We start from the raw sequence: 23,279 nt of genomic DNA, 5'->3' as shown, positions 1-23,279 counted from the left end.
CCCGCCGGCAGCTCGCCCCCGCTGTTTGCTGCTGCCGGCTTCAGGCCCGCGTGCCGAAGTCGGTGGAGTAGGGTCCGGACTCAAACCGGCGCAGGATCTCCTCAGCCACGAGCCGGAGCTTGACGTTGCGGTTGTTCGAGACCTTGCTGAGCAGCGTGAAGGCCTCGGCCTGCGAGCACCGGCTCTGGGCCATGAGGATGCCGGACGCAAGGTTGATGGTGGTTCGCGACTTCATGGCCTGGAGCAGATCGGCGTTCATGTCCTGGACGGTTCCCAGGCGCACGGCCAGGCGCATGGACTTCCCGGCGGTGGTAGCAAACGCCTCGCAGCTGGCGGCTGTCCCGTCGTCGAAGGCGTCCGGGTCGGCGGCGAGATACGTCAGGGCGGCCGCGGCGCCCTGGTCCAGGGCCACCGGCACGCTGAGGACGCTACGGATCCCCCACCGGGCCGCCGTCCGCCGGTAACGGTCCAGCCTCGGCTCCGTGGTGCCACCGGCCAGCAAGGCTGCCCGGCCGGTCTCCAAGACATCCAGGGCCGGGCCCGCCGCGCGGTCCTGGAGCTGCTCCAGTGCCAGCGCCGCGGGATCGCTGCCGGCCAGGACGGCCGGCTGCCCGTCGCGGACAAGGCGGACCGAACTGACCATCCGGCAGCCAGCCACGGATTCACCAAACTCGGCTATTGCGCCGGACAACTCCTGCAGGAACTCGTCGATGCTGGCATTTTCAAGCACCAGATCCTGGAGGTGCTCGGACAGCCGGGCGCCCGGCACTATTCCTCGACCGGTTTCTCTTTGGCCTCGAGAAGGTGGTGCTGCAGCTTCTCTTCGGCTTCCCGGCGACGTCGCGCCATCTCTCGCAGTTCCCTGGTGGATTCAGCCCCTGCGGAAACAAACGGCTCGTGCTGCTTGGAGTGCTGATCTTTGCGTGGCTCCGCAGCCTCCGGGTCGTCATGTTCACTCATGTTCGAATGGTCCCACGCGATACCGGCTGCAAGTAGGGACTAAAGACCATTCCCGCCCCGCCCCGCGTCACGTAGGAAAATTCGCGTCAACGGGTGCGTCCGGGCAGACGCAGGCCGGTCCTTGGCACAGCCGAGCGTCCCCGCCGCGTCCCCGCCGAAGGAGTCAGTCCCAGCCCAGCAGCCGCAGGCCGGCGGCCGCGGCGGCACCGGCGATCACCACCACCAGGAACGGCGCCCGGAACCACAACGCAACGGCCGCCGCGGCCAGTGCGCCCAGCCGGGCGTCCAGGGCAAGTGACTGGCCGGAGGCGACGGCGTTGACCACCGTCAGGGATGCCAGCAGCCCGATCGTCATGGTCCCGGCAATCCTGGACATCCGCGGATTGCGGAGCAGGCTGGCCGGCACCAGGTAGCCGAGCAGCTTCCAGGCATACGCCAACAGACAGGAGAGGATCAGCCACATCCAGAGGTTCATGCGTTCTCTCCAGGGCGGTCTTCGGTACGGTCTTCAGGGCGGCCGCCGGAGTGCTCTCCGGGATGGCCACTGTGGTGGTGCGCGTGGTGTTCGGCGTAGGGGTCGACGTCGGGCTCGAGGCCTTCGTCGCTGCGGCCATGGCTGAACCAACCGATCCCGGCCGCCACGACGGCGGCGACGAGGATCGGCACGCCCGGGGGTACGAAAGGCACGGCAAGCACGGTGGCCAGCGCGCAGACCGCGGCGATGGCCACCGGTTCCCTGCCTTTGAGCCGCGGCCAAAGCAGTCCCAGGAAGGCTGCTACGGCGGCGCCGTCGAGTCCCCATTGTTTGGGGTCCCCGAGAGCACCGCCGGCGAGCGCGCCGAGGGCCGTGAACAGGTTCCAGAGCACGAACACGCCGATCCCGGCGGTCCAGAATCCGCGCTTCTGCTCAGCCGGGTCCGTTTGTCCCGTGCTGGTGGCGGTCGACTCGTCGATGGTCAGTTGGGCCGCGGCGAACCTGCGCCACCCGCGCGGCTGCAGCAGGGCGTTGATCTGCATCCCGTAGATTCCGTTGCGCATGCCCAGCAGCGTCGCGGCGCTCATGGCGGCGACGCCGGACCCGCCGCCGGCTACCACGCCGATGAAGGCGAACTGCGAGCCGCCGCTGAACAGCAGCAGGCTCAATGCCATGGTCTGCCAGAAATCAAGGCCGGACGTGACGGAGAGCGCGCCGAAGGAGACGCCGTAGAGGCCGGTGGCAATGCTGATCGACAGGCCGATCCGCACTGCCGGCGACTGCAGGATTTTCACCGCCGCCGGTCCCGCCGCGTCAGGGTCCAGGCCCATGCGATGAGGGGCGCTTGAAGCGGGAGGCGCACGGTGTGCAGCCGGCGCCGGCCCGGCGTGCCGTCCGGGCCAAAGGCCTTCCGCAGGGCGTCAACGTGGCCGGCCAGGAACGCGGTGAACATCGCCGTCACACCGACGGCGGTGGCCGGCCGCGTGGCCGGGATCAGGAGCCCGACGGCGGCAGCCGCTTCCAGCAGGCCGCTCGCTGCCACCCATTCCTCACGTGAAAGTACCGCCAGCGGGCCGTTCGGCTGGCCGCCGGAATCGTCACGGCACAGGATATCCGGGACCACCGGGTGGAAGAACTCGGGTTCACGGAAGTGCTTGGCGGCACTGGCGAGCAGCAGCGCGCTCATCGCCGCCGCGGACAGCGTCTGGGAGGCCCGGCCGGACCAGCGAAATGGCATGCAACCACTCAACCACAGCGGCCACGCCGGCCGTAATCCGCCGGGGATCCGCGACACCCCGGCGGCTTACCGGAGGGGCCGGCTGTCCGCCATGAGTTGGGACAGGACCCGGGCCGGACAGTTTGTGGTGATCTCGTGGATCCCGAGTTCCCTGCACAGCTTGACGTCGTCCTCGGCGTCGACGGTCCACACCCGGAACTTTCGTCCCGAGCCGAGCCAGCGCTGCACGGTCCCGGGGTGCGCACGGACGTACCCGATGCCAGGGCCGGCAATGCCGGTCTCAGCCGCGTCCAGGATCCGTTCGGCTTCGACCTGTGCGGCCTTCATGACATTGGCCAGGGCGCCGCCGGTCAGTGCGCCCAGACCCAGTTCCTCACGGATGTCCGCCACGTTGACATCGTCCACAAGCTGGCACACGGCCTCCGCCGGCGCCGACTCGAGCAGGTGCTTGACGGCGTCGGGGCTGAAGCTCATGAAGGAAAGTCTTATGTTGTCCAGCATCGACGTTTCCGGATCCCAGCCCTCGTCCCTCAGGAGTTCCAGGACCCGGTCCTCGAGTCCGAGATGGTACGGGCTGGGGTGCTTGAACTCAATTGCCAAGCCGATCCCGCGGCCCGCAGCGCGCAGGATTTCAAGCAGGTCCGGCAGGGTCAGGAACTGCTCGGACCTGGCACCATAGGCTTCCGGGATCCGTGCCCCTTTCCAGGAGGAGAAGTCCAGGAGCCGGAGCTCTTCCAGCGTCCGGTCCGCGACCTGCCCGGTGCCGTCCGAGGTACGGTCCAGGGTGGCATCGTGCAGCAGCACCGCGTGCTGGTCCCGGGTCAGGTGCACGTCGCACTCCACGCCGTCGGCGCCGTCGGCGATTGCCTGCAGGTACGCGGCCCGGGTGTGCTCGGCGAAGGCTTCGCTGGAGCCCCGGTGGGCATAGACCAGAGGACGGGCGGAGGCGGACACGACAGTCGTCATGGTGCCACGTTAGCGGACGGCCGGCTCCCCGGCGGGGCTAGGCTGGGCTCATGCAGGTGAATACTGAGCCAACTTCCCTGACCGGTGCCGCGGGACTTCCGGGCGGCGTGCAGCCGGACGGTCCCGCCGGACGGCGTCCCGCTGCGTCCAGTGACGCCGACAAGGCCGCGGCGCTGCGCCGGATGAAGCTCCTGGCCCTCTCGCTCCTGATCGTCATGGCCGTCATCTTCGTCATCGCGTTCGCCCTGCAGAAGTACTATCCATGGCTCGAATACGTCCGCGCCGCGGCCGAGGGCGGCATGGTGGGGGCCCTGGCCGACTGGTTCGCCGTCACGGCCCTGTTCAAATACCCCATGGGAATCAAGATCCCGCATACCGCGATTATCCCGCGCCGCAAGGACCAGATCGGCGCCTCGCTGGGCGACTTCGTGGAAACCAATTTCCTCTCCGAGCAGGTGGTCCAGGAGAAGCTGGCGTCCGCGGACATTGCCCGCAAGGCCGGCGCCTGGCTGTCCAGCCCGGGCGGCCCGGACCGGGTCGCCAAGGAGGGTGCCGCCGTGATCCGCGGCGCGTTCAAGGTCCTCAACGACGACGACGTCCAGGCCGTGATCGAGGCCATGGTCCGCAAGCACCTGCTCACCCCGCCGTGGGGGCCGCCGGTGGGCCGGCTCGCTGAGCGGGTCTTCAACGACGGGCACCACCACGCGCTGGTGGACCTGCTCGTGGACCGCGCCGTGGACTGGGTGCGGGACAACCAGGAGACGGTCAACAGGCTGGTCACCGACCGTTCCCCGACCTGGGTGCCGTCGTTCGTGGACGGGCTGGTGGGCGACAAAGTGTACGTGGAGATCCTCAAGTTCACCCGCGCCGTGCAGTCCGATCCGCAGCACCAGGTGCGCCTGTCGATCGACAAATACCTCAAGGAACTCGCGCAGGACCTGCAGCACGATCCCGTCATGATCGCCCGGGCCGAGGGCATCAAGGCCCAGGTCCTCGGCGACCCGGAGGTCCGGGAGCTCGCCTCCCGCACCTGGGACACCATCAAGACGGCGCTGCTCACCGCCGTCGATGATCCGCACAGCGAGCTGACCATCAAATTCAAGGCGGCCGTCCATGACTTCGGCACCCGCCTGGTGGTCGATCCCGAGCTCGCCGGCAAGGTGAACGCCTGGATCGGCGACGCCGCGGCCTACCTGGTGAAGACCTACCGCTCGGACATCGCCGGCGTCATCACGGACACCGTGGCCCGCTGGGACGCAGAGGAAACCTCCCAGAAGATCGAGCTACAGGTGGGCAAGGACCTGCAGTTCATCCGCATCAACGGCACGGTGGTGGGTGCCCTGGCCGGGCTGGCCATCTTCACCGTGGCGACCCTGCTGTTCGGCTAGCAAGCTCCTCGGACCGCCCCCGGGCGGCGGTTCAGGCGGCCAGGCCCGGCCGGCGGTTCAGGCTAGGCTGGCGCGACCTTCACCTTGGTCCGGCCCTGCATGGCGAAGATCGTAAAGACCAGCGCCGCGAGCGCTGTGGCCACGAGCAGCAGGAGACCGATCGAGTAGCTGTGCGTTGCGGCGTCGTACGTGGCACCCATGATCAGCGGCGGGAAGTAGCCGCCCAGGCCGCCGGCCGCGCTGACCACACCGCTGATGCTGCCGACTTTGCCCTGCGGCGCGAGCACACCCACCCAGGCGAACACCCCGCCCGTGCCCAGGCCCAGCGCCGCAGCCATGGCAACAAACGTCAGGCCGGCGGGGACGTCGCCGTCGGGCTGCAGGTTCACCACCCAGGCAAGCACGGCGACGCCGGCGAGCGCGACGATCACCACCGGCTTGGGCCCCACCTTGTCTGCCAGCACCCCGCCCACTGGCCTCGCCAGCACGGCGGCGAGCGCAAACCCCGCGGTGCGGGCGCCGGCCGCGCTGGGATCGAAGGCGTAGACATCCCGCAGGTACGTGGGCAGATACGTGGCGAAGGAAACGAAACCCCCGAACAGGACGGCGTAGAGGAAGCACAACTTCCAGGTGACCAGGGTCTTCGCGGCGTCGAGCAGCTTGGGCACCACCGGCGCGTTGCTGCGGGTCCAGCCCGGCGCCTCCTTCAGCCGGAACCAGACGATGACGGCCATGACCGCGAGGATCGCGGCGATCAGCAGGTGAGTGGGAACGTAGCCGATTCCGGCGACCAGCCGCGGGTTCAGGAAGGCCGCCAGGGCCGTCCCGCCCATGCCCGCACCGAAGACGCCGGTGGCGAAACCCCGCCGGGCGGGCTCGTACCAGGCGCTGACGAAGGGGATCCCGACGGCGAAGACGGTTCCGGCGACCCCCAGCAGCACCCCGGCACCCAGCACCAGCGCGAACGAGTCGAGGCTGCCGCCGACGGCCACGAGCAGGATCGGGACGATGGAGGCCAGCAGGACAAACGTGAACATGGCGCGGCCGCCGTACTTGTCCGTCAGGGCACCGACGACGATCCGCCCGAGCGAGCCGACGAAGACGGGCATGGCCACGAGCACCCCGGTGGCGGCCGGGTTGAGGTGCAGGTGCTGGGTGTAGAACGCGCTCAGCGTGGCGATGGAGTTCCAGGCCCAGAAGCACACCACCGAGGTCGAGGTGGCCAGCACCAGATTGAGCGCCCGGCCCGCCGGGGCGGCGACGGACGGGGACACTGCTCCGGCCACGGTGGGCTCCTTTTCAGATCAGCAACGCAAGTGGGCAATGCAGGACAGTGACGCAGTTCGACAGGACAGCCGCGCGCCGGTTCACCGGTTCCTGGTGTCCCGGTCCCGGGTTCCGACGGCGGACCAGCCCCGCCGCGTGGCGACGGTGGAGCTGCGGGCGCCGGCGGCGCCGGCTGTCCCTTTGGCTCCGGCCCCGCCGGTGTCCCGGTCCCGCGAACGGTAGACGATGTAGGGGCGGAAGAGGTAGTGGAACGGCGCCGTGAAAGCGTGGACCAGGCGGGTGAACGGCCAGATCACGAACAGCGCCATACCCACCAGGGTGTGCAGGTGGAAGGAAAAGGGCGCGGCGGCCATGGCTCCGACGTCGGGCTGGAAGACGAACAGGGAGCGGAACCATGGAGCCACGGTCTCGCGGTAGTTGTGCCCGTGCTCGCCCTCGAAGACACTGGCCAGGGTGGTCCACAGCCCGAACACAATGGCCGCGGTGAGTACCAGATACATGGTTTTGTCGTTCTTGGTGGTGGCCATGAAGACGGGCCCGGTGGTCCGTCGGCGGTAGATCAGCAGGAGGATTCCGCCCAGGGTTCCCGCTCCGGCGATCCCGCCGACCAGCAGGGCGTTGAAGTGGTAGAACTCCTGGCTCATCCCGGCCGCCTGGGTCCACGCCATCGGAATGACCAGGCCGAAGAAGTGACCCGCGATCACAGCCAGCAGGCCAAAATGGAACAGCGGAGAGGCGATCCGCAGCAGCCTGGACTCGTAGAGCTGGGAGGACCGCGTGGTCCAGCCGAACTGGTCGTACTTGTAGCGCCAGATAAGGCCGCCCACCAACACCACGACCATGACGTAGGGCAGTACGCCCCAGAGCACGATGTCCAGTGCAGTGTTGTCCCGTGCGGGGATGTCCATCTCAGGCCCCCTTCACGGGCAGCAGGCGCGGATCGTACGGGTCCAGGCCCACCGCTTCGGTCGGCGGCCCGTAGCCGGCCATCCGCATCACGGCCTGCTCGTCCGCGGGCGATTTCCCGGGCAGCGTGGCGCAGACGGCCTGCAGGATCCGGGCGTGCGGAAGCTCGTCCCGGAGCAGCCCGAACCGGAGCATCTCCAGGCTCGCCCGGAAGCGGGTCAGCAATTCGCGTCCGGCCCCGAGGTCCACCAGGGCGGCGTATTCCAGGACCATCGGCAGGTAGTCGGGCAGTTCCCCGTGGGTGTCCACCAGGACGTCACTTTGCCGGTAGGTCTTCTTGAAGTTGCCCAGCACCTCGCCGCGGCGCCGCGTGTCCCCGTCCGTCCAGTAGGACAGGTGCAGCGCGTGGCGCTTGCCGAGGTCGAACTCGCGCACGTAGTGGGCCTGGCTCTGGATCGGCGGCGTGGCCTCCAGCCGGTCCAGGACCTCGACGAAGTCCGCCGTGGCGCCGGGAAACTCGGCCAGCGCCGCCCGCATCAGCGGCACCCTGCCGATCAGTTCATCGTCCGGGTAGGACAGGCACCAGGCGGCCGCGAGGTAGACGACCTGCTGGCGGCGGGTCATGGCTGGTCCCCGTCCGGAGCAGGGTCTCCGGGGCCGGCGGAGTCCGCGGGGCCGTCGGGTGTCGCTGGGGGCGGTTTTGCCGGAAACAGCGCTTTTTCCGGAAAAAGCCCGGAGGGTGCTCCGGTGCCGTCCCAGTTGAGCAGGTTCACCCTGCCGCGCAGGGTGGTTTCGCCGGGCGCGGAGCCGGAGGTCTGCCGGTCGCGGAGGGCTTTGAAGGTTTCCACCGCTACCGGGACGGGCCTGCCGCTGGCCTCGCCGAACGGGGCGGAATCCTGCATGCCGGGGCCGCCCTCGAAGTCGAGCGAGCAGCCCATCTCCTCGAGATCGTGCGCCTGCTCGACGTGGGCCTTCGGGATGACATAGCGCTCCTCATATTTGGCGATCGCCATCAGCCGGTACATCTCGTACATGGTCTGGCTGTCCATCCCCACGGCTTCGGGGATGGAGTCGTCGGGGTCGTTGCCGAGGCTGATGCCGCGCATGAAGGAGCGCATCGCCGCAAGCTTTTTCAGCACCGCGGTGACCCGGTCCGAGTCCCCGGCGGTGAACAGCTCCGCGAGGTATTCCACCGGGATGCGCAGCGCGTCGATGGCGCCGAACAGGTTGCCGGCGTCCTCGCCGTCGTGGCCCTGGTCCCGCAGCAGGTCCACGACAGGGGACAGCGGCGGCACGTACCAGACCATCGGCATGGTGCGGTACTCGGGGTGCAACGGCAGGGCAACCTTGTAGACCTTGGCCAGTGCGTAGACCGGCGAACGCCGGGCGGCGTCGATCCAGTCCTCCGGGATGCCCTGGGCCCGCGCCTCGGCCTGCACGGCGGGGTCATCCGGGTCCAGCAGCACGTCCATCTGGGCGTCGTACAGTTCCCGGGGGTCGGTCACCGAGGCCGCCGCGGTGACCGCGTCGGCGTCGTACAAAAACAGCCCCAGATACCGCAACCGGCCTACGCACGTCTCCGAGCAGACCGTCGGCAACCCCACCTCCACCCGCGGGTAGCAGAAGGTGCACTTCTCGGCCTTGCCGGTCTTGTGGTTGAAATAGATCTTCTTATAGGGGCAGCCCGTGACGCATTGGCGCCAGCCGCGGCACTTGTCCTGGTCCACCAGGACAATCCCGTCCTCCACGCGCTTGTAGATCGCTCCGGAGGGGCAGGAGGCCATGCAGGACGGGTTGAGGCAGTGCTCGCAGATCCGCGGCAGGTAGAACATGAAGGTCTGTTCGTAGGCGAACTTGATCTTGTCTTCGGATTCCCGGCGGACTTTCTCCACGATCGGGTCGAGGTGGCCGTTTTCCGTCGAACCGCCCAGGTCATCGTCCCAGTTCGCGGACCAGGTGACCTTGGTGTCCTCACCGGTGATCAGGGACTTGGGCCGGGCCACGGGGAAGTCGTCGCCCAGGGGCGCGTCCACAAGGGTCTTGTAGTCGTAGGTCCACGGTTCGTAGTAGTCCTTGAGCTCGGGCTGGACCGGGCTGGCGAAGATCCCGAAGAGCTTCTTGACCCGGCCGCCGGCTTTGAGGACCAGCTTGCCGTGCTTGTTCAGCACCCAGCCGCCGCGCCACTTCTCCTGGTCCTCGTAGCGGCGCGGATACCCCTGGCCGGGCCGGGTTTCCACGTTGTTGAACCAGACGTATTCGGTGCCCGCACGGTTGGTCCACGCCTGCTTGCAGGTCACGGAGCAGGTGTGGCAGCCGATGCATTTGTCCAGGTTCATGACCATGCCCATTTGAGCCATGACTCGCATCAGTACTGCACCTCCTGGGAACGACGGCGGACGGTGGCCACCATGTCGCGCTGGTTTCCGGTGGGGCCGAGGTAGTTGAACGCGTAGGCGAGCTGCGCGTAGCCGCCGATCAGGTGCGAGGGCTTGACCAGCAGCCGGGTCACCGAGTTGTGGATGCCGCCGCGGCGGCCGGTGGCCTCGGACTTGGGCACGTCGATGGTGCGTTCCTGCGCGTGGTGCACATAGACCACGCCGGCCGGCATCCGGTGGCTGACGATGGCCCGGGCCACCAGGACGCCGTTGATGTTCAGGCACTCCACCCAGTCGTTGTCCTTGACCTCGATCGCCGCCGCGTCGGCCGGGCTCATCCAGACGGTCGGGCCGCCGCGGGAGAGCGAGAGCATCAGCAGGTTGTCCTGGTATTCGGAGTGGATGGACCATTTGGAGTGCGGGGTCAGGTAGCGGACCACCACCTCCAGTTTCCCGTCCTGGCCGAGTTTGGGCTCGCCGAAGAGCCGGTGCATGTCCAGCGGCGGCCGGTAGATCGGCAGGGACTCGCCGATATCGATCATCCAGTCGTGGTCGAGGAAGAAATGCATCCGCCCGGTCAGGGTGTGCCACGGCTTGAGCCGCTCCACGTTGATGGTGAAGGGTGCGTAGCGCCGGCCGCCGGTCTCGGAGCCGGACCATTCCGGCGAGGTGATCACCGGAACCGGGCCGGCCTGGGTCTGGGCGAAGGTGATGAATTTTTCCTCGGAGCCCTCGGACAGATCCGCCAGTTTCCGGCCGGTGCGGGCTTCCAGGTCCTTGAAGCCCTGGACGGCCAGGGCGCCGTTGGTCGTGCCGGAGAAGGCGAGGATGGCCTCGGCCATTTTCGCGTCGGTGTCGATGGCGGGGCGGCCGTCCGCGGCACCGCCGAGCATCACCCCGTTGGAGCGGCTGAGCCGGTCCAGCGGGCCGGCGAGTTTGTAGGTGACGTTCTTGACCGTGAAGCCGAGTTTGTCGGCGAGCGGCCCGACGGCGGCGAGCTTGTCCGCGATGGCGGTGTAGTCCCGCTCCACCACGGAAAAAACGGGCATGTTCTGCCCCGGGACTGCGGGGATGGACGTGTCCCGCCAGTCCCGCACGATGCCGCCGGGCTGGGCGAGCTGGCCGGGGGTGTCGTGCTGCAGCGGCACGCTCACCAGGTCGCGGCGGACGCCCAGGTGGGTTTTGGCCTGCAGGGAGAACTCCCGGGCCAGCAGGTGGAAGGTGTCGAAGTCCGTTTTGGTCTCCCACGGCGGGTCGATCGCGGGTGTAAAGGCGTGCACGAAGGGGTGCATGTCGGTGGAGGACAGATCGTGTTTCTCGTACCAGGTGGCGGCCGGGAACACGACGTCGGATAGCAGCGTGGTGGAGGTCATCCGGAAGTCCGCTGAGACCAGGAGGTCCAGTTTTCCTTCCGGCTCCTGCTGGTGCCATTTCACGTCCTTGGGTTTGAGCCCCTCGCCGTGGTCCTTGCCCAGGACGTTGTTGTGGGTGCCCAGCAGGTTCCGCAGGAAGTATTCGTTGCCCTTGGCCGAGGAGCCGAAGAGGTTGGAGCGCCACAGCACGAGGGTCCGAGGCCAGTTTTCCGGGGCGTCGACGTCCTCGATCGCCGGGTTGAGGGTGCGGTTCTTCAGGGCGTCGGCGATGTAGCCGGGGGTGTCTTTCGCGGTGCCGGCGGCGACGGCGGCCTCCGCCTCGTCCGCGAGGTCCAGCGGGTTCCGGTCGAACTGCGGGTAGAACGGCATCCAGCCGAGCCGGGCGGACTGGGCCAGGGCGTCCGCGGTGTGCATGCCGTCCAGGTTTCCGGTGGAGAGCGGGGATTTCAGCGCGTCCGCGGAGTAGCCGTCCTGCCGCCATTGGTCCGTGTGCATGTACCAGTAGCCGGTGCCGATCATGGTCCGCGGCGGCCGGGACCAGTCCAGCGCATTCGCGAGGGACACCCAGCCGGTGGCGGGGCGCGTCTTTTCCTGGCCGACGTAGTGCGCCCAGCCGCCTCCGTTGCGGCCCATGCAACCGGTCAGCATCACGAGGGCCAGGACCGCCCGGTAGGTGGCGTCGCCGTGGAACCACTGGCAGATTCCGGCGCCCATGATGATCATGGACCGGCCCTTGGACTGCTCGGCATTCCGGGCGAACTCCCGCGCCACCCGGATGCACGCCTGCGCCGGGACGGAGGTGATTTCCTCCTGCCAGGCCGGGGTGTACGGCGTCGCGGCGTCGTCATAGCCGGCGGCCCACGCCCCCGGGAGCCCGTCGCGGCCCACCCCGTACTGGGCCAGCATGAGGTCGAACACGGTGGTGACCAGGTGGCCCTCCACCTCCAGGACGGGCACCCCGCGCCGCAGCACGCTGCCGGTGCCGTCCGCGTCCTCGAAGCACGGCAGCAGGATCTCGGCGCTCGCCCGGGAGACTTCGAGCAGCGACAGCGCCGGTTCGATCCCTTCGAGGTCCAGGTTCCATTTGCCCTCGCCGCTGCCGGAGTAGCGGAACCCCATGGAGCCGTTGGGGACCGCCGGGCGTCCGGTCTTCTTGTCGAACAGCACGGTGCGGAATGCCGCGTCCTCAGCCCCGGCTTCGGCCGGGAGGTCCCGGGCGGTGAGGAACTTGGACGGGGTGAGGGAGCCGTCGTCGCGCCTTTCAAGCCGGACCAGGAACGGCAGGTCGGTGTACTGGCGGACGTAGTCGGAGAAGAACGGCACGTCGCGTTCGACGAAGAATTCCTTGAGCATGACGTGCCCCATTGCCATGGCCAGCGCCGCGTCCGTTCCGGCCTGGGCGGGGAGCCATTCGTCGGCGAACTTGGTGTTGTCCGCATAGTCCGGGCTGACCGTCACCACCTTGGTGCCGCGGTACCGGACCTCGGCCATCCAGTGCGCGTCGGGGGTTCGGGTCACGGGGACGTTGGAGCCCCACATCATGAGGTAGCGGGCGTCCCACCAGTCCCCGGATTCCGGGACGTCGGTCTGGTCCCCGAACACCTGGGGGCTGGCCACGGGGAGGTCGGCGTACCAGTCGTAGAAGGACGTCATCACCCCGCCGATCAGCTGGATGAAGCGGGTCCCGACGGCATGCGAGACCATGGACATCGCCGGGATGGGCGAGAAGCCGGCACAGCGGTCCGGGCCGTAGGCCTTGATGGTGTTCACGTGCGCGGCGGCGGCGATTTCGATCGCTTCCTGCCAGGAGACGCGGACCAGGCCGCCCTTGCCGCGCGCCTGCTGGTAGCGGCGGCGCCGTTCGGGGTCACCCACGACGTCGGCAAAGGCCAGCACCGGGTCCCCCAGCCGGGCCTTGGCCTCGCGGTACATCTCCACGAGGACACCCCGGGCATAGGGGAACCTCACGCGCGTGGGCGAGTAGGTGTACCAGGAGAAGGCCGCCCCGCGCGGGCAGCCCCGCGGCTCATATTCCGGGCTGTCCGGGTCCACGGAGGGGTAGTCGGTCTGCTGCGATTCCCACGTGATGATGCCGTCCTTGACGTACACCTTCCACGAGCAGGAGCCGGTGCAGTTCACCCCGTGGGTGGACCGGACCACCTTGTCATGGCTCCAGCGGTCCCGGTAGAAAATGTCGCCCTTGCGGCCGCCCTCCCGGAACACCGCCCTGCCGTCGTCCGTCTGGTCCCATTTCGTGAAGAATCGGCCCAGCTTCAACATTGCATCCGAGGCGGGTCCGTCCAACCCCGCGGAGCCTCCGGCAGTCATGCCCTCAAGCTAGGGTGCGGCATCTGGCCCGGATAGGGCCTTAGGACACTGGGCGGCACCGCCAGAGCGGTGTCGGGCGGGAGCTGCCCGCCCTGCGCCGCGGGTCACGGCACGTGGTGGGAAGCTTCCCGCTCAGGCTCGCTGTCCAGGGCTTGCTGTTCAGGGCTCGCTGTTCAGGGCTCACTGTTCAGGGCTTGCTGTTCAGGCGAAACTCTCCAGTTCGACGCCGGCCGCCTCCAGCGCCGCACGCACCGCGGTGGCTGCGGCCAGGGATCCCGGCGTGTCGCCGTGCAGGCACAGCGAGTCCGGCGCCAACCGGAGCACGGTGCCGTCGACGGCCTCGACTTCGCCCGTCGTTGCCAGGCGCACCGCCCGCTCGGCGATCCGGCCGGCGTCGTCCAGCACGGCACCGTCCTGTGAGCGCGGCACGAGGGCGCCGTCCGGGAGGTAGGCGCGGTCGGCGAAGGCTTCGGAGAACACGGGGTGGCCGGCTTCCTTGGCGATGCCCAGCAGGGCGGAGCCCGGGAAGCCGAGAACGGGCAGTCCGGGATCATAGGCCTGGATTGCGGCGATCACGGCGGACGACTGCTCGGCGTCGCGCACGGTGCGGTCATACAGCGCCCCGTGCATCTTGACGTAGTCCACCGAGGCGCCGACCGCGTGCGCCACTCCGTCGAGGGCGCCGAGCTGGTACAGCACGGCACCGAAGAGATCATCGAAGGTCATGTCCAGGGCGCGGAGGCCGAACCCGGGCAGGTCCGGGTAGCCGATGTGGGCCCCCACCCGGACGTCGAGCTCGTACGCGGCCCGGCAGGTGTCCAGCATGGTCACGGGGTCGCCGGCGTGCAGGCCGCAGGCCACGCTGGCGCTCGTGACAAGCGGGAACATGGCGGCGTCGTCACCCATGGTCCAGGTCCCGAAGGACTCCCCCAGGTCAGCGTTCAGATCCAAAACGTGCCGCCATCCTTCGTTGAAGCCTTCGCTGAGACGTTCCGGGCGCCGCTGTCCGGCGGCGTGTCCCGGTCATCGTCCGGCGCCTCGTACAGCGCGGCCGGCCCGGACGTTTGCGCCAGGGCCCGCAGTTCTCCCGGAATCGTGTCCGGTATGGGACCGAACGCTTCCTTGGCGTTGGCGACGACCGCGCGGGCCATCAGCCGGTTGCCGACGCCGCCCACGACGGCGCCGACGCCGAAGGGCAGGGCACGGCCCAACCAGGCCGTGCCCTGCTTCTTCAGCAGGGAGCGCAGGAACATCGTCTGGATCCGCTCGCGTACGGTGCCGAAGCCGGCGAGGGGAACGCGCCGGGTGAAGGCGGCGGTCCAGGCCTGGGACGGGCCGTTGCCCCGGCCGGCTGCCTGTCCGCTCAGCGAGCTCAACAGCTCCGTGCCTTCCTCGCCCAGCATGATAGCCATGACGAGCGTGCTCGCCCGGTCCGGATCCACCATCCGCACGCCGTGCAGTTCGGCCAGCGCCGTGGAGTACAGTGCGGTAGCCTCCAGGAAGCCGACGGCCGCCGCGGCTGAGAGTCCCAGTGCTGCCGCGGTCCCGACGCCCGGGATCACAGCCGCTCCGCCGACCAGCGCCCCGCCACCGGTGACGGCCAGCAGGTAATCACGTTCCAGGATCGCGGCGAGCTGCGCCGACGAGGCCTGCGGGTGCCTGCGATGGAGCCTGCGGATATTGGCCAGCACCAGCGGGCGCTGGACTTCAACAGCGCGAAGGAGCACGTTGTGAAGGCCCGGCCGGGGCTGACCGGCGGCGTCGAACATCGCGCTGTGGGCTGTTTCCTGGGCAATCTTCATTGCCGGGTTGCTGCGCTTGGCCATGATCGCCTCTCGTCGGAACCGTAAAAGTAAGTTCACTTAACACTAGGGCACGCGCCGGGCAGACTCAGCCCCGGCCCCGCCGGCGGCGGACGGTCCGGGTGGCTAGCGCGGAGTGCGGATGAGCTTCTTGTTGACGAACTCGTCCATGCCGAACCGGCCCAGTTCACGGCCGACGCCGGAGCGCTTGACGCCCCCGAACGGCAGGTCCGCCTGGGTCTGGGCCACCGAGTTGATGAACACCATGCCGGTATCCAGCTGGTCCGCGACCTCCTGGGCCCTGGCCACGTCGGCGCTGAACACCGAGCCGCCCAGGCCGTACGGGGAGCCGTTGGCCAGTTCGATCGCCTCGGCCGCATTCGCCACCTTGTAGATGACCGCGGCGGGACCGAAGAGTTCCTCGGAGAACGCGCGCATGTCCGGCGTCACGTCGGTCAGAACGGTCGGTTCAACGAACGCTCCCGGACCGTCCACGTGGTGTCCGCCCGTCCGGAGGCTGGCGCCCTTGTCCACGGGATCCTGGATCTGCTCAACGAGGCCGTCGGCAGCGCTTTGGGAGGACAGGGGGCCGAACGTCGTGTCGGCCTGCAGCGGGTCTCCCGGCTTGATCCTGGCCATGCGCGCCGTGAACTTCTCCACAAAGGCGTCGTACAGGTCTTCCACCACAATGAACCGCTTGGACGCCGTGCAGGCCTGCCCGGCGTTACCCATGCGGCCGCCGACAGCCGCCTTGACGGTGGCGTCCAGGTCCTCGGAATCAAGCACGATGAACGGGTCACTGCCGCCAAGTTCCAGGACATACTTTTTCAGGCTCCGCCCGGCCACCTCGGCGACAGCGGAACCGGCCCGCTCGCTCCCGGTGAGCGATACACCCTGGAGACGGTCATCCGCGATGATTTCCGCGACCTGCTCGTTGGTCAGGAACAGGTTGATGTAGGCGCCGTCCGGGAGACCGGCGTCTTTGAAGATCTGTTCGATTGCCAGGGCGGACTGCGGGCAGCTTCCGGCGTGCTTGAGCAGGATCGTGTTGCCAAGAACCAGGTTCGGAGCGGCGAACCGTGCCACCTGGTAGTAGGGGTAATTCCACGGCATGATGCCCAGCAGCGGTCCCACCGGAGCGGAGCGGACCACGGCCTCGCCGCCGCCCCTGACGTTCAGCGGCTCGTCCTTGAGGAATCCGGGGCCCTCGGTGGCGTAGTAGGAAAAGATATCGGCAACAAGCTTCACTTCACCGCGGGACTGGGCCAGCGGCTTGCCCATTTCGGTGCTGATCAGCCGGGCGAGTTCGTCCTGGCGTTCCAGGTACAGCTCGGCGACGCGCGCCAGAATCTTCGCCCTGTCTTCGGCGGGGCCGGAGCGCCAGGCGCGGAAGGCCTCGTGCGAGGCGGCGAGCGCCTGCTCCACCTCGGCTGCGGTTGCAGCCGGGAATTCCTTCAGCGTTTCTCCGGTTGCGGGGTTCACTGTCTTGTAGGCAGTCATTGATCCACCATCTCCGTTTCGTGGCTAGTCGAGCCGAATCAGGCGCAGGCCGTCGGGGCGCCGGTACGGCGCCGGCGTCGGTCTCCGCCCAGTGCACGGGGCCAGCCTGCCTCATGAGCAGAACCGGTCCCGTTAGGCGGCAACCCCGATGCCGCGCTGACTATTCCGCGAGAGCCGACGCTCACGGCACGGCGGCGCAACGCCACCCGGGCGCACCGCCCGGGCGGCGGCGGCGGCTCAGACCGCGGCCCGCACCACCGGGATCGACGCCGTCGGGAGGCCGCTGGGGAAGATGGTGGGTTCGGGGGCCGCGACCGGGGCGAGCGGAACCCGGACCGGGTCGGCGCCCACGGTGAGCAGTTCCCCGCGCACGTCGACCTCCAGCGGTGCGCCGTCGCGGACGGTCAGGGTGATGGAGCCCTGTTCGAGCCCGACGTGCAGGAGGCGGCCCTGGATTTTCAGGTGGAACTCGAGTCCGTCCCATTCGGCGGGCAGACGCGGGTCGAAGTACGGCACGGCGCCCTGGTCCCGCAGGCCGGCGAAGCCGCTGACCAGCGAGCTCCATACGCCGCCGGTGGAGGCGATGTGCACCCCGTCGATCGTGTTGCCGTGGGTGTCGTCGAGGTCGATGAAGAGGGCGTGGGTGAAGTGGTCCAGCGCGGCGTTGCCGTAGCCGACCTCGGCGGCCATGATGCCCTGGACGCAGGCGGACAGGGTGGAGTCGCCGGTGGTGATGGGGTCGTAGAAATCGAAGGCGCGGCGCTTTTCCTCTGCCGTGAAGTCCTGCCACTGCAGGAACATGGCCAGCACGGTGTCGGCCTGTTTCAGGACCTGGTGCCGGTAGATCACCAGCGGGTGGAAGTGCAGCAGGAGCGGGTACTTGGACCGGGGCGTGGTCCAGTCCCACGGCTCCAGGGTCATGAAGTCGTTGTCCTGGGAGTGGACCTGAAGGTCCTCGTCGTAGGGCAGCTGCATCCGGTTCGCGGCCTGTTCCCAGAGCTCGCGTTCGGCGTCGCCGATCTCGGGGTGGTCCAGGGCGGCGGCGGCACGGAGGTTAAAGCGGGCCATGACGTTGGTGTAGAGGTTGTCGTTGACCACCGCGGTGTATTCGTCCGGGCCGGTGACGCCGTGGATGTGGAAGAGCCCGTCCTTGCCGAAGAAGCCCAGGGACACCCACATCCGGGCGGTTTCGATCAGCAGTTCGGCGCCGAGGGTTTCCTGGAATGTCCGGTCCCCGCTGGCCCAGATGTACCGGTTGGTCGCGAAGGCGATTGCGGCGGCGATGTGGAACTGGGCGGTCCCGGCCGCGTAGTAGGCGCTGGCTTCGAGGCCGTTGATGGTCCGCCAGGGGAACAGGGCGCCGTCGACGCTGAGCTCCTTGGCCCGGATCTTGGCCTCGGGCAGGAGGTCGTGGCGGAATTCCAGGACCTGGCGGGCGTTGCCTGGGTTGGTGTAGGTCAGGTAAGGCAGCAGGTACACCTCCTGGTCCCAGAAGTAGTGGCCCTCATAGCCGGAACCGGACACTCCCTTGGCCGGGATGCCGGCCACATCGGCGCAGGCTGTGGCCTGGGCGAGCTGGAACAGGTTCCAGCGGACGGCCTGCTGAAGCTCGGTCTGACCCACCACCACGATGTCGCTCGTCGTCCAGTAGGCGCGGTAGTGGGCCTCGCTCTGGGCGAAAATCTCGCTGACCGGCTTGAGGCCGGCTTCGGCGTTATCCGCGAGGTCCTCGGCGGCCTGGCCCACGGCGTAGCTGACGCTCTTCTCCAGCACGAACGGCTCATCCGCGCTGACGGCGAGCACGTAGCGGACGCTGCTGTCGTCCTGGTCCACCAGGGTGTCGAACGGCTGCACCCCGGCCGAGGTCCAGTGATCCACGGCCATCCCGAGCCGCTGCTTGGATTCCGCGGCCTCCCAGGACAGGCGCAGGGAACCGTCGCCGCCGTCGAGCCGCAACGGCAGCAGCACCCGCCCGGCGTGGCGGCCGGCACGGCGCGGGTCGTGAGCGGAGTGGTCCTCCACCGGCTGGTCCTGGCGGTTGATCACCGAGGACGTCACATCCGCGGAGATGTCACGGTCGGCCGCCACCTCGAGGCTGATGCCCAGCGCGCCGCGCGATGCGTAGCCGACGGCGCGGCGCTCGGTGGTGGTCACGGTGGCGCCGGAGCGGCACTGCCACGTGATCCGGCATTCATAGAGGCCGGTGGCGAAGTCCACGCTGCGGCGGTAGTCCAGCACCGTGGACTCCTCCAGGCTCAGCGGCTCGCCGTCGATGATCACGGTGAAGTTGTTGGCATCCGGGACGTACAGGATCCGCTGCCCGGTCCGGGCGAACCCGTAGGCGTTCTCCGCATGCTTGATGTCCCAGGTCTCGTGGAAGCCGTTGATGAAGCTGCCGGGAAGCTCGGCGTCGGCGGCGGCCCAGTGCGCGCCGCGGATCCCCAGATGCCCGTTGCCCAGGCTGAACAGGGTCTCCAGGGTGCCGGCATTGCCGGGAAGGTGGACGGTCTCGATCAGCTGCCAGGGATCGTTGGGGAACCGGGCGCGGTCCGAGGTGATGAGAGCCATGGTTGAGGGGTTCCTTCGGGGGTGAACGGTGCGGGAGGTTGCTGCGGGCAGGCGGTGCGGGGCGGCCGGGAACGGGCGCCGGGCTAGAGCAGTTCGGCGAGGTCGTTGACCACTACCGTGGCGCCGGCGTCGAGCAGGGTCTGCCGGCCGGCGCCGCGGTCGACGCCGATCACTGAGCGGAAGTTTCCCGCGCTGCCGGCCTGGACGCCGGAGACGGCGTCCTCCACCACGACGCACTGATCGCTCGGCAGTCCCAGGAGGCGCGCGGCGTATTCGTAGGTGGCCGGGCTGGGCTTGCCGGGCAGGCCCTCGGTGACCGCGACGACGCCGTCGACCACCACCGGGAAGTAATCGGACAATCCGGCTGCCTTGAGCACGGCCGGGGCGTTGCGGGAGGAGGAGACGACGGCGAGCTTGAGCCCGCGGGCCAGTGCGGCGTCGACGAAGCGGACGGAGCCCTCGTACGGCTGGACTCCGCCGGCTTCGACGATGTCGTTGAAGACCTTGTTCTTGCGGTTGCCGAGTCCGTGAACGGTGTCGTGGTCGGGATCGTCGTCCGCCGGCCCCTCGGGCAGCACAATCCCGCGGGAGGCCAGGAAGTCCCGGACGCCGTCGAACCGCGGCTTGCCGTCGATGTGGTCGAAGTAGTCGCTCTCCCGGTACGGGGCGGCGTCGGGAACCGAGGCCAGGAAACCGTCGAAAAGCTGTTGCCAGGCATGCTCGTGCACCACCGCGGTGGGCGTCAGGACGCCGTCGAGGTCAAAAAGAATGGCGGAAGCGCCGGAAAGCGCACCGGCGAGGCCGGAGGTATCGGGAACTGAAGTCATGGGTCAAAGTCCTTTCAGACGGCGGGCATGCAAGACGGTGTTGTTCAAAACTCTTTGAGGTGCCCGGTTCACGGGCGTTGGCTGAGACCGGATGTTGAGGTCATTCGGTGCGACCAGGGCGGCCGCTGCCCGTGGTGCTCTGCTGAGGGCTCGGCGCCGGGAGCCATCCGGTTGACTTGGGTTCAGCCGGTTCAGCCGGTTCAGCCGGTTCAGCCGGTTCAGCCGGTTCAGCGGGGGATTGTGCTCGTGCGTTCTACCAGTTTCGTTTCCAGCAGATGGCTCGACGGCGGCCCTGCCGGTGGCGGATTGGGGAGGCCCGAGCGATGAAGTCTGTCAATCAGCAGGCTGGCCGCGAAAGCGCCCTGGTCGGCCACGGGCTGGGCCATTGTGGTCAGGCCCAGGAACCAACTCATCTGATGATCGTCTATTCCTATGATGGACACGTTTTCCGGCGCTGACAAACCGAACTCCCGCAAGGCCATGAGCGCGCCGAATGCGGTTTCGTCGCAGCCGGCGAAGATCGCGGACGGCATACGGCGGTTCTCCATGAGCTCCACCATGGCCAGCCGGCCGCCCCCGATGCTGGATCCGGCGTCGACCACAAGGTGAGGATCGGCTGTGAGGCCGTGGTCGGAAAGGGCCAGTTCGAAGCCCCTGCGCCGTTCGCTGGCGGTCACGAGGGAGGGCGCGCCGGTTTCGCTGCCGGCGAGGATGGCAAGGTCCGTGTGGCCCAGTCCCAGCAGGTGGTTCGTGGCCGCGCGGGCGGCCTCCTCGTTGTCGACGCCCACGTTGTCCCACGGGACGTCGTGCATCCCGACGCTGGCCACGGCGAGGCCCGATGCAGCGAGCGCGGCCATTTCGGCCTCACCGAGGGCAATGTTGAGCAGCAGGACGCCGTCCACGCGCTGCGCCAGGCCGGCGAGGTCGCCGAAGAGTTTCTGCTGCACGGTGGGCCGGTTCCGGAGGCTGATCAGGACGGTGTCATAGCCGCCGTCGGCAAGAACTTCCTCGGCAGCTTCCACAGCCCGGGCAAAGAACCAGGCCGTGGCGGTCGGGGCGATGATGGCCACCGAGCCGGTGCTGCCGCCGGCGAGCCGGGATGCTGCGGACGAGGCTTTGTAGCCGAGCTGGGCCGCCGCGGCATTGACCCGCGCCCTGGCGTGTTCGGAGACGTTGGGAAGCTGCCGGAGCGCACGGGAGACGGTGCAGATGGAGAGCCCGGAGAGCGCGGCGACGTCCTGGATGGTCACGCGCGAGGTCTTGGCCTGCGGCACGGGCTCAGCCCTTTCTTCCCCCTGAAGTAGTGGGCCCGGTCTTCATGGCCGAGGTCGATTGTAAACGCTTACAAATTTGGCATGCAAGTGGACGATCCAGGCTGCCCGGCGGATGGTCAGCGGCCCGGTCAGCGCAGGTCAGCGGTCCGGTCAGCGCAGGACGTAGTGGCGCAGGAACGCGCTGACATCCACGAGCTCCGCCTTCGAAATCGAATGGCCCATGCCGGGGTAGGTCCGGGCCGTGAGCTGGGTGTTCCGGTGGAGCCACTCCTCGGTGTGCTCCGTGGCGGCGTCGTTGATGACGACGTCGCCCCTGTCCCGGCCCCAAAAGAACGGTGGCCGGGAGGTGAAGGATTCGCTCATGGCCAGGAGTTCGTTGTCCAGGACAAAGCCCGAGAGGCCCACGACCGCGCGGAACTGTTCCGGCCGGAGCCGCAGAAGCGTGCTGGCCATGGCCATGCCCTGCGAAAATCCGAGCAGGCTGACACTGCTGTGCCGGGCCTTGACCGACTCGATCCACGCGAACACCGAGTTCGTGGAGGCGATGACGTCGGCAAAGTCATGCGTGAGGAAGTAGTCCAGGAGGAACCAGCCGTAGTGGTCGCCGATACCCTTGGGCCCGCGCAGGGCGGCGCAGCTAAACTCCGGCGGCAGGGAACCGAACAGCTTGGCCATGCGGGATTCGTCCGTGCCGTAGCCGTGCAGCATCACCAGCAACGGCGTGCCGGCGCGTTCGTGTTCGGGCTTTGACCAGACGACCGTCTCCATGGGCTCAGCCTATCCAGACCTGCCGCGCGCTCCGGGCGCGGGGTCCGCTCCTGAGGATCGGGGCCGACACTTGCTCGGAGACCTGGCCCTGCCGGGGATTCTACTACGGAACCGGATTCTCGCACCCCGGATCCGCGGGGCGGCCTCCCGAAAGCGGCGCGGCGGTCCGGAAACGGTGCGGAAAATTCCCGGCGACGCGGACTGCGCTTCATTGAAACAGCCCGGGCGGGGTTGTAGCGTGACGCTGGACAGCATGCTTATCATTCCCCATCCGCCCCACAGGGCACCAAGGAGCACTTCATGAGAATCGGTTCCGCAATCTTCCTCATCGCCCTCGGCGCCATCCTCGCCTGGGCCGTCACCCCGGGACTGATCCCCAATGTGAACCAGGCCATGATCGGCTACATCCTGATGGTGGTGGGAGTTATCGGACTCATCGCATCACTCGTCCTCGCCTCCCCCGGACGCGGCCGCACCCGCCGCGTCAGCGAAAGCCGCACGGTAGTGGACCCCAACACCGGCGAGACCATCACCCGCAATGAGAGCCGCGACGCCGGCATCTGAGCCCTACCCGCGCAGCCTGCAAGGCACGGAATCCAACGACCGGGAAGCCGGGCCGGACTTCAAAGTCGGGCCCGGCTTCCGCCATGTTTCCCCCCAAGCAGCCACCCAGACCGCACATGCCCAATCCTCGGCGCCACCACTGGACATGTCCCGCGGATCTCCCGCCCGCAGGCCAACCCGAGCGCAGCACATGCCCAACCCCCGGCGCGAGCAACGGACATATACCCAAATTGCCCACTCCCCGGCGCGAGCAACGGACATATACCCAAATTGCCCACTCCCCGGCGCGAGCACTGGACATGTCCCCCGGATCTCCCGCTCCCAGGCCAACCCCGAACGTCAGTCCAGAGCGCACACGCCCAATCCTCGACACCACCACTGGACATGCCCCCCGGAGCCCGGCCCGAGCGCAGCACATGCCCAACCCCCGGCGCGAGCAACGGACATATACCCAAATTGCCCACTCCCCGGCGCGAGCAACGGACATATACCCAAATTGCCCACTCCCCGGCGCGAGCACTGGACATGTCCCCCGGATCTCCCGCTCCCAGGCCAACCCCGAACGTCAGTCCAGAGCGCACACGCCCAATCCTCGACACCACCACTGGACATGCCCCCCGGAGCCCGGCCCGAGCGCAGCACATGCCCAACCCCCGGCGCGAGCAACGGACATATACCCAA

The 23,279-nt window shown here is 68.3% G+C and carries 20 protein-coding genes; 2 read left to right on the top strand and 18 right to left on the bottom strand.

The window, feature by feature from the left end; genetic code table 11:
* Window positions 1–40: 40 nt before the first annotated feature.
* The 6 genes from BLR03_RS04970 to BLR03_RS04945 all read right to left on the bottom strand — a co-directional run bounded on the left by BLR03_RS04970 (window position 41) and on the right by BLR03_RS04945 (window position 3,638).
* Window positions 41–769 carry a GAF and ANTAR domain-containing protein gene (locus tag BLR03_RS04970; RefSeq protein WP_091250251.1) on the bottom strand — a complete coding sequence of 243 codons (729 nt, stop codon included), beginning with the start codon at window positions 767–769 and terminating at the stop codon, window positions 41–43.
* Window positions 769–960, bottom strand: coding sequence for a hypothetical protein (locus BLR03_RS04965; RefSeq protein ID WP_091250248.1), 192 nt, complete (start codon window positions 958–960; stop codon window positions 769–771). Before BLR03_RS04965 ends, BLR03_RS04970 begins: the two co-directional genes overlap by 1 nt.
* 163 nt (window positions 961–1,123) lie before the next feature.
* Window positions 1,124–1,435, bottom strand: a complete 312-nt coding sequence (locus tag BLR03_RS04960) for an AzlD domain-containing protein (protein ID WP_091250245.1) — start codon at window positions 1,433–1,435, stop codon at window positions 1,124–1,126.
* Window positions 1,432–2,265: an AzlC family ABC transporter permease gene (locus BLR03_RS04955; RefSeq protein ID WP_254788164.1), complete on the bottom strand. Its 834-nt coding sequence runs from the start codon at window positions 2,263–2,265 to the stop codon at window positions 1,432–1,434. The genes BLR03_RS04960 and BLR03_RS04955 overlap by 4 nt, the downstream gene beginning before the upstream one ends.
* Window positions 2,226–2,672 (bottom strand): DoxX family protein, encoded by a 447-nt coding sequence (locus BLR03_RS04950; protein ID WP_091250599.1) that lies wholly within the window; start codon window positions 2,670–2,672, stop codon window positions 2,226–2,228. Before BLR03_RS04950 ends, BLR03_RS04955 begins: the two co-directional genes overlap by 40 nt.
* Before the next feature lie 66 nt (window positions 2,673–2,738).
* On the bottom strand, window positions 2,739–3,638 hold the full coding sequence (locus BLR03_RS04945; RefSeq protein ID WP_091250242.1) for a glycerophosphodiester phosphodiesterase: 900 nt from the start codon (window positions 3,636–3,638) through the stop codon (window positions 2,739–2,741).
* A gap of 50 nt (window positions 3,639–3,688) precedes the next feature.
* On the opposite strand from BLR03_RS04945, the gene BLR03_RS04940 reads away from it, so the two are divergent.
* Window positions 3,689–5,026, top strand: a complete 1,338-nt coding sequence (locus BLR03_RS04940) for a DUF445 domain-containing protein (RefSeq protein ID WP_091250239.1) — start codon at window positions 3,689–3,691, stop codon at window positions 5,024–5,026.
* A gap of 62 nt (window positions 5,027–5,088) precedes the next feature.
* Here the strand turns inward: BLR03_RS04940 and BLR03_RS04935 are convergent, their stop codons facing one another.
* The 12 genes from BLR03_RS04935 to BLR03_RS04880 all read right to left on the bottom strand — a co-directional run bounded on the left by BLR03_RS04935 (window position 5,089) and on the right by BLR03_RS04880 (window position 22,034).
* Window positions 5,089–6,312 carry an MFS transporter gene (locus tag BLR03_RS04935; protein ID WP_091250236.1) on the bottom strand — a complete coding sequence of 408 codons (1,224 nt, stop codon included), beginning with the start codon at window positions 6,310–6,312 and terminating at the stop codon, window positions 5,089–5,091.
* An 81-nt stretch (window positions 6,313–6,393) separates the two neighbouring features.
* A complete protein-coding gene (gene narI, locus BLR03_RS04930) occupies window positions 6,394–7,221 on the bottom strand; it encodes a respiratory nitrate reductase subunit gamma (RefSeq protein WP_091250233.1) in 828 nt (275 codons plus the stop codon).
* A 1-nt stretch (window position 7,222) separates the two neighbouring features.
* Entirely contained in the window at window positions 7,223–7,843 is a 621-nt protein-coding gene (narJ, locus tag BLR03_RS04925; protein WP_091250230.1) for a nitrate reductase molybdenum cofactor assembly chaperone, read from the bottom strand.
* A complete protein-coding gene (gene narH, locus BLR03_RS04920; RefSeq protein ID WP_091250227.1) occupies window positions 7,840–9,585 on the bottom strand; it encodes a nitrate reductase subunit beta in 1,746 nt (581 codons plus the stop codon). Before narH ends, narJ begins: the two co-directional genes overlap by 4 nt.
* Window positions 9,585–13,295 carry a nitrate reductase subunit alpha gene (locus BLR03_RS04915; RefSeq protein WP_091250224.1) on the bottom strand — a complete coding sequence of 1,237 codons (3,711 nt, stop codon included), beginning with the start codon at window positions 13,293–13,295 and terminating at the stop codon, window positions 9,585–9,587. The genes narH and BLR03_RS04915 overlap by 1 nt, the downstream gene beginning before the upstream one ends.
* 201 nt (window positions 13,296–13,496) lie before the next feature.
* Entirely contained in the window at window positions 13,497–14,246 is a 750-nt protein-coding gene (locus BLR03_RS04910; RefSeq protein WP_091250221.1) for a LamB/YcsF family protein, read from the bottom strand.
* Window positions 14,237–15,121 (bottom strand): hypothetical protein, encoded by an 885-nt coding sequence (locus tag BLR03_RS04905; RefSeq protein ID WP_091250218.1) that lies wholly within the window; start codon window positions 15,119–15,121, stop codon window positions 14,237–14,239. Before BLR03_RS04905 ends, BLR03_RS04910 begins: the two co-directional genes overlap by 10 nt.
* A gap of 102 nt (window positions 15,122–15,223) precedes the next feature.
* Entirely contained in the window at window positions 15,224–16,597 is a 1,374-nt protein-coding gene (locus tag BLR03_RS04900) for an NAD-dependent succinate-semialdehyde dehydrogenase (protein WP_091250215.1), read from the bottom strand.
* Between the two features lie 237 nt (window positions 16,598–16,834).
* Window positions 16,835–19,165 carry a glycoside hydrolase family 65 protein gene (locus BLR03_RS04895; protein ID WP_091250212.1) on the bottom strand — a complete coding sequence of 777 codons (2,331 nt, stop codon included), beginning with the start codon at window positions 19,163–19,165 and terminating at the stop codon, window positions 16,835–16,837.
* A gap of 83 nt (window positions 19,166–19,248) precedes the next feature.
* Window positions 19,249–19,992, bottom strand: a complete 744-nt coding sequence (locus BLR03_RS04890; protein ID WP_091250209.1) for an HAD family hydrolase — start codon at window positions 19,990–19,992, stop codon at window positions 19,249–19,251.
* Window positions 19,993–20,219: 227 nt separating this feature from the next.
* The gene (locus tag BLR03_RS04885) at window positions 20,220–21,266 is read right to left on the bottom strand and encodes a LacI family DNA-binding transcriptional regulator (protein ID WP_091250207.1); all 1,047 of its coding nucleotides are present in this window, start codon (window positions 21,264–21,266) and stop codon (window positions 20,220–20,222) included.
* A 150-nt stretch (window positions 21,267–21,416) separates the two neighbouring features.
* The gene (locus BLR03_RS04880; RefSeq protein WP_091250204.1) at window positions 21,417–22,034 is read right to left on the bottom strand and encodes an alpha/beta hydrolase; all 618 of its coding nucleotides are present in this window, start codon (window positions 22,032–22,034) and stop codon (window positions 21,417–21,419) included.
* 300 nt (window positions 22,035–22,334) lie between these two features.
* Here BLR03_RS04880 and BLR03_RS04875 point away from each other — a divergent pair, with 300 nt between their 5' ends.
* The gene (locus BLR03_RS04875) at window positions 22,335–22,598 is read left to right on the top strand and encodes a DUF6458 family protein (RefSeq protein ID WP_091250195.1); all 264 of its coding nucleotides are present in this window, start codon (window positions 22,335–22,337) and stop codon (window positions 22,596–22,598) included.
* Window positions 22,599–23,279: the final 681 nt, after the last annotated feature.

This window comes from Arthrobacter sp. ok909, assembly GCF_900104405.1.
In the GTDB taxonomy this organism is placed as follows: Bacteria; Actinomycetota; Actinomycetes; order Actinomycetales; family Micrococcaceae; genus Arthrobacter; species Arthrobacter humicola.
Note: the sequence above shows the minus strand (reverse complement) of the source record. Positions and strands in the feature narration are given on the sequence as shown.

Excerpts from the sequence above, each read along its gene's own strand:
- BLR03_RS04965 (WP_091250248.1), bottom strand. The coding sequence starts at position 960 with ATGAGTGAACATGACGACCCGGAGGCTGCGGAGCCACGCAAAGATCAG.
- BLR03_RS04940 (WP_091250239.1), top strand. The coding sequence starts at position 3,689 with ATGCAGGTGAATACTGAGCCAACTTCCCTGACCGGTGCCGCGGGACTT.
- narI (WP_091250233.1), bottom strand. The coding sequence starts at position 7,221 with ATGGACATCCCCGCACGGGACAACACTGCACTGGACATCGTGCTCTGG.
- BLR03_RS04945 (WP_091250242.1), bottom strand. The coding sequence starts at position 3,638 with ATGACGACTGTCGTGTCCGCCTCCGCCCGTCCTCTGGTCTATGCCCAC.
- BLR03_RS04915 (WP_091250224.1), bottom strand. The coding sequence starts at position 13,295 with ATGACTGCCGGAGGCTCCGCGGGGTTGGACGGACCCGCCTCGGATGCA.
- BLR03_RS04905 (WP_091250218.1), bottom strand. The coding sequence starts at position 15,121 with ATGGCCAAGCGCAGCAACCCGGCAATGAAGATTGCCCAGGAAACAGCC.
- BLR03_RS04950 (WP_091250599.1), bottom strand. The coding sequence starts at position 2,672 with ATGCCATTTCGCTGGTCCGGCCGGGCCTCCCAGACGCTGTCCGCGGCG.
- BLR03_RS04880 (WP_091250204.1), bottom strand. The coding sequence starts at position 22,034 with ATGGAGACGGTCGTCTGGTCAAAGCCCGAACACGAACGCGCCGGCACG.
- BLR03_RS04955 (WP_254788164.1), bottom strand. The coding sequence starts at position 2,265 with ATGGGCCTGGACCCTGACGCGGCGGGACCGGCGGCGGTGAAAATCCTG.
- narH (WP_091250227.1), bottom strand. The coding sequence starts at position 9,585 with ATGCGAGTCATGGCTCAAATGGGCATGGTCATGAACCTGGACAAATGC.
- BLR03_RS04890 (WP_091250209.1), bottom strand. The coding sequence starts at position 19,992 with ATGACTTCAGTTCCCGATACCTCCGGCCTCGCCGGTGCGCTTTCCGGC.
- BLR03_RS04900 (WP_091250215.1), bottom strand. The coding sequence starts at position 16,597 with ATGACTGCCTACAAGACAGTGAACCCCGCAACCGGAGAAACGCTGAAG.
- narJ (WP_091250230.1), bottom strand. The coding sequence starts at position 7,843 with ATGACCCGCCGCCAGCAGGTCGTCTACCTCGCGGCCGCCTGGTGCCTG.
- BLR03_RS04875 (WP_091250195.1), top strand. The coding sequence starts at position 22,335 with ATGAGAATCGGTTCCGCAATCTTCCTCATCGCCCTCGGCGCCATCCTC.
- BLR03_RS04895 (WP_091250212.1), bottom strand. The coding sequence starts at position 19,165 with ATGGCTCTCATCACCTCGGACCGCGCCCGGTTCCCCAACGATCCCTGG.
- BLR03_RS04960 (WP_091250245.1), bottom strand. The coding sequence starts at position 1,435 with ATGAACCTCTGGATGTGGCTGATCCTCTCCTGTCTGTTGGCGTATGCC.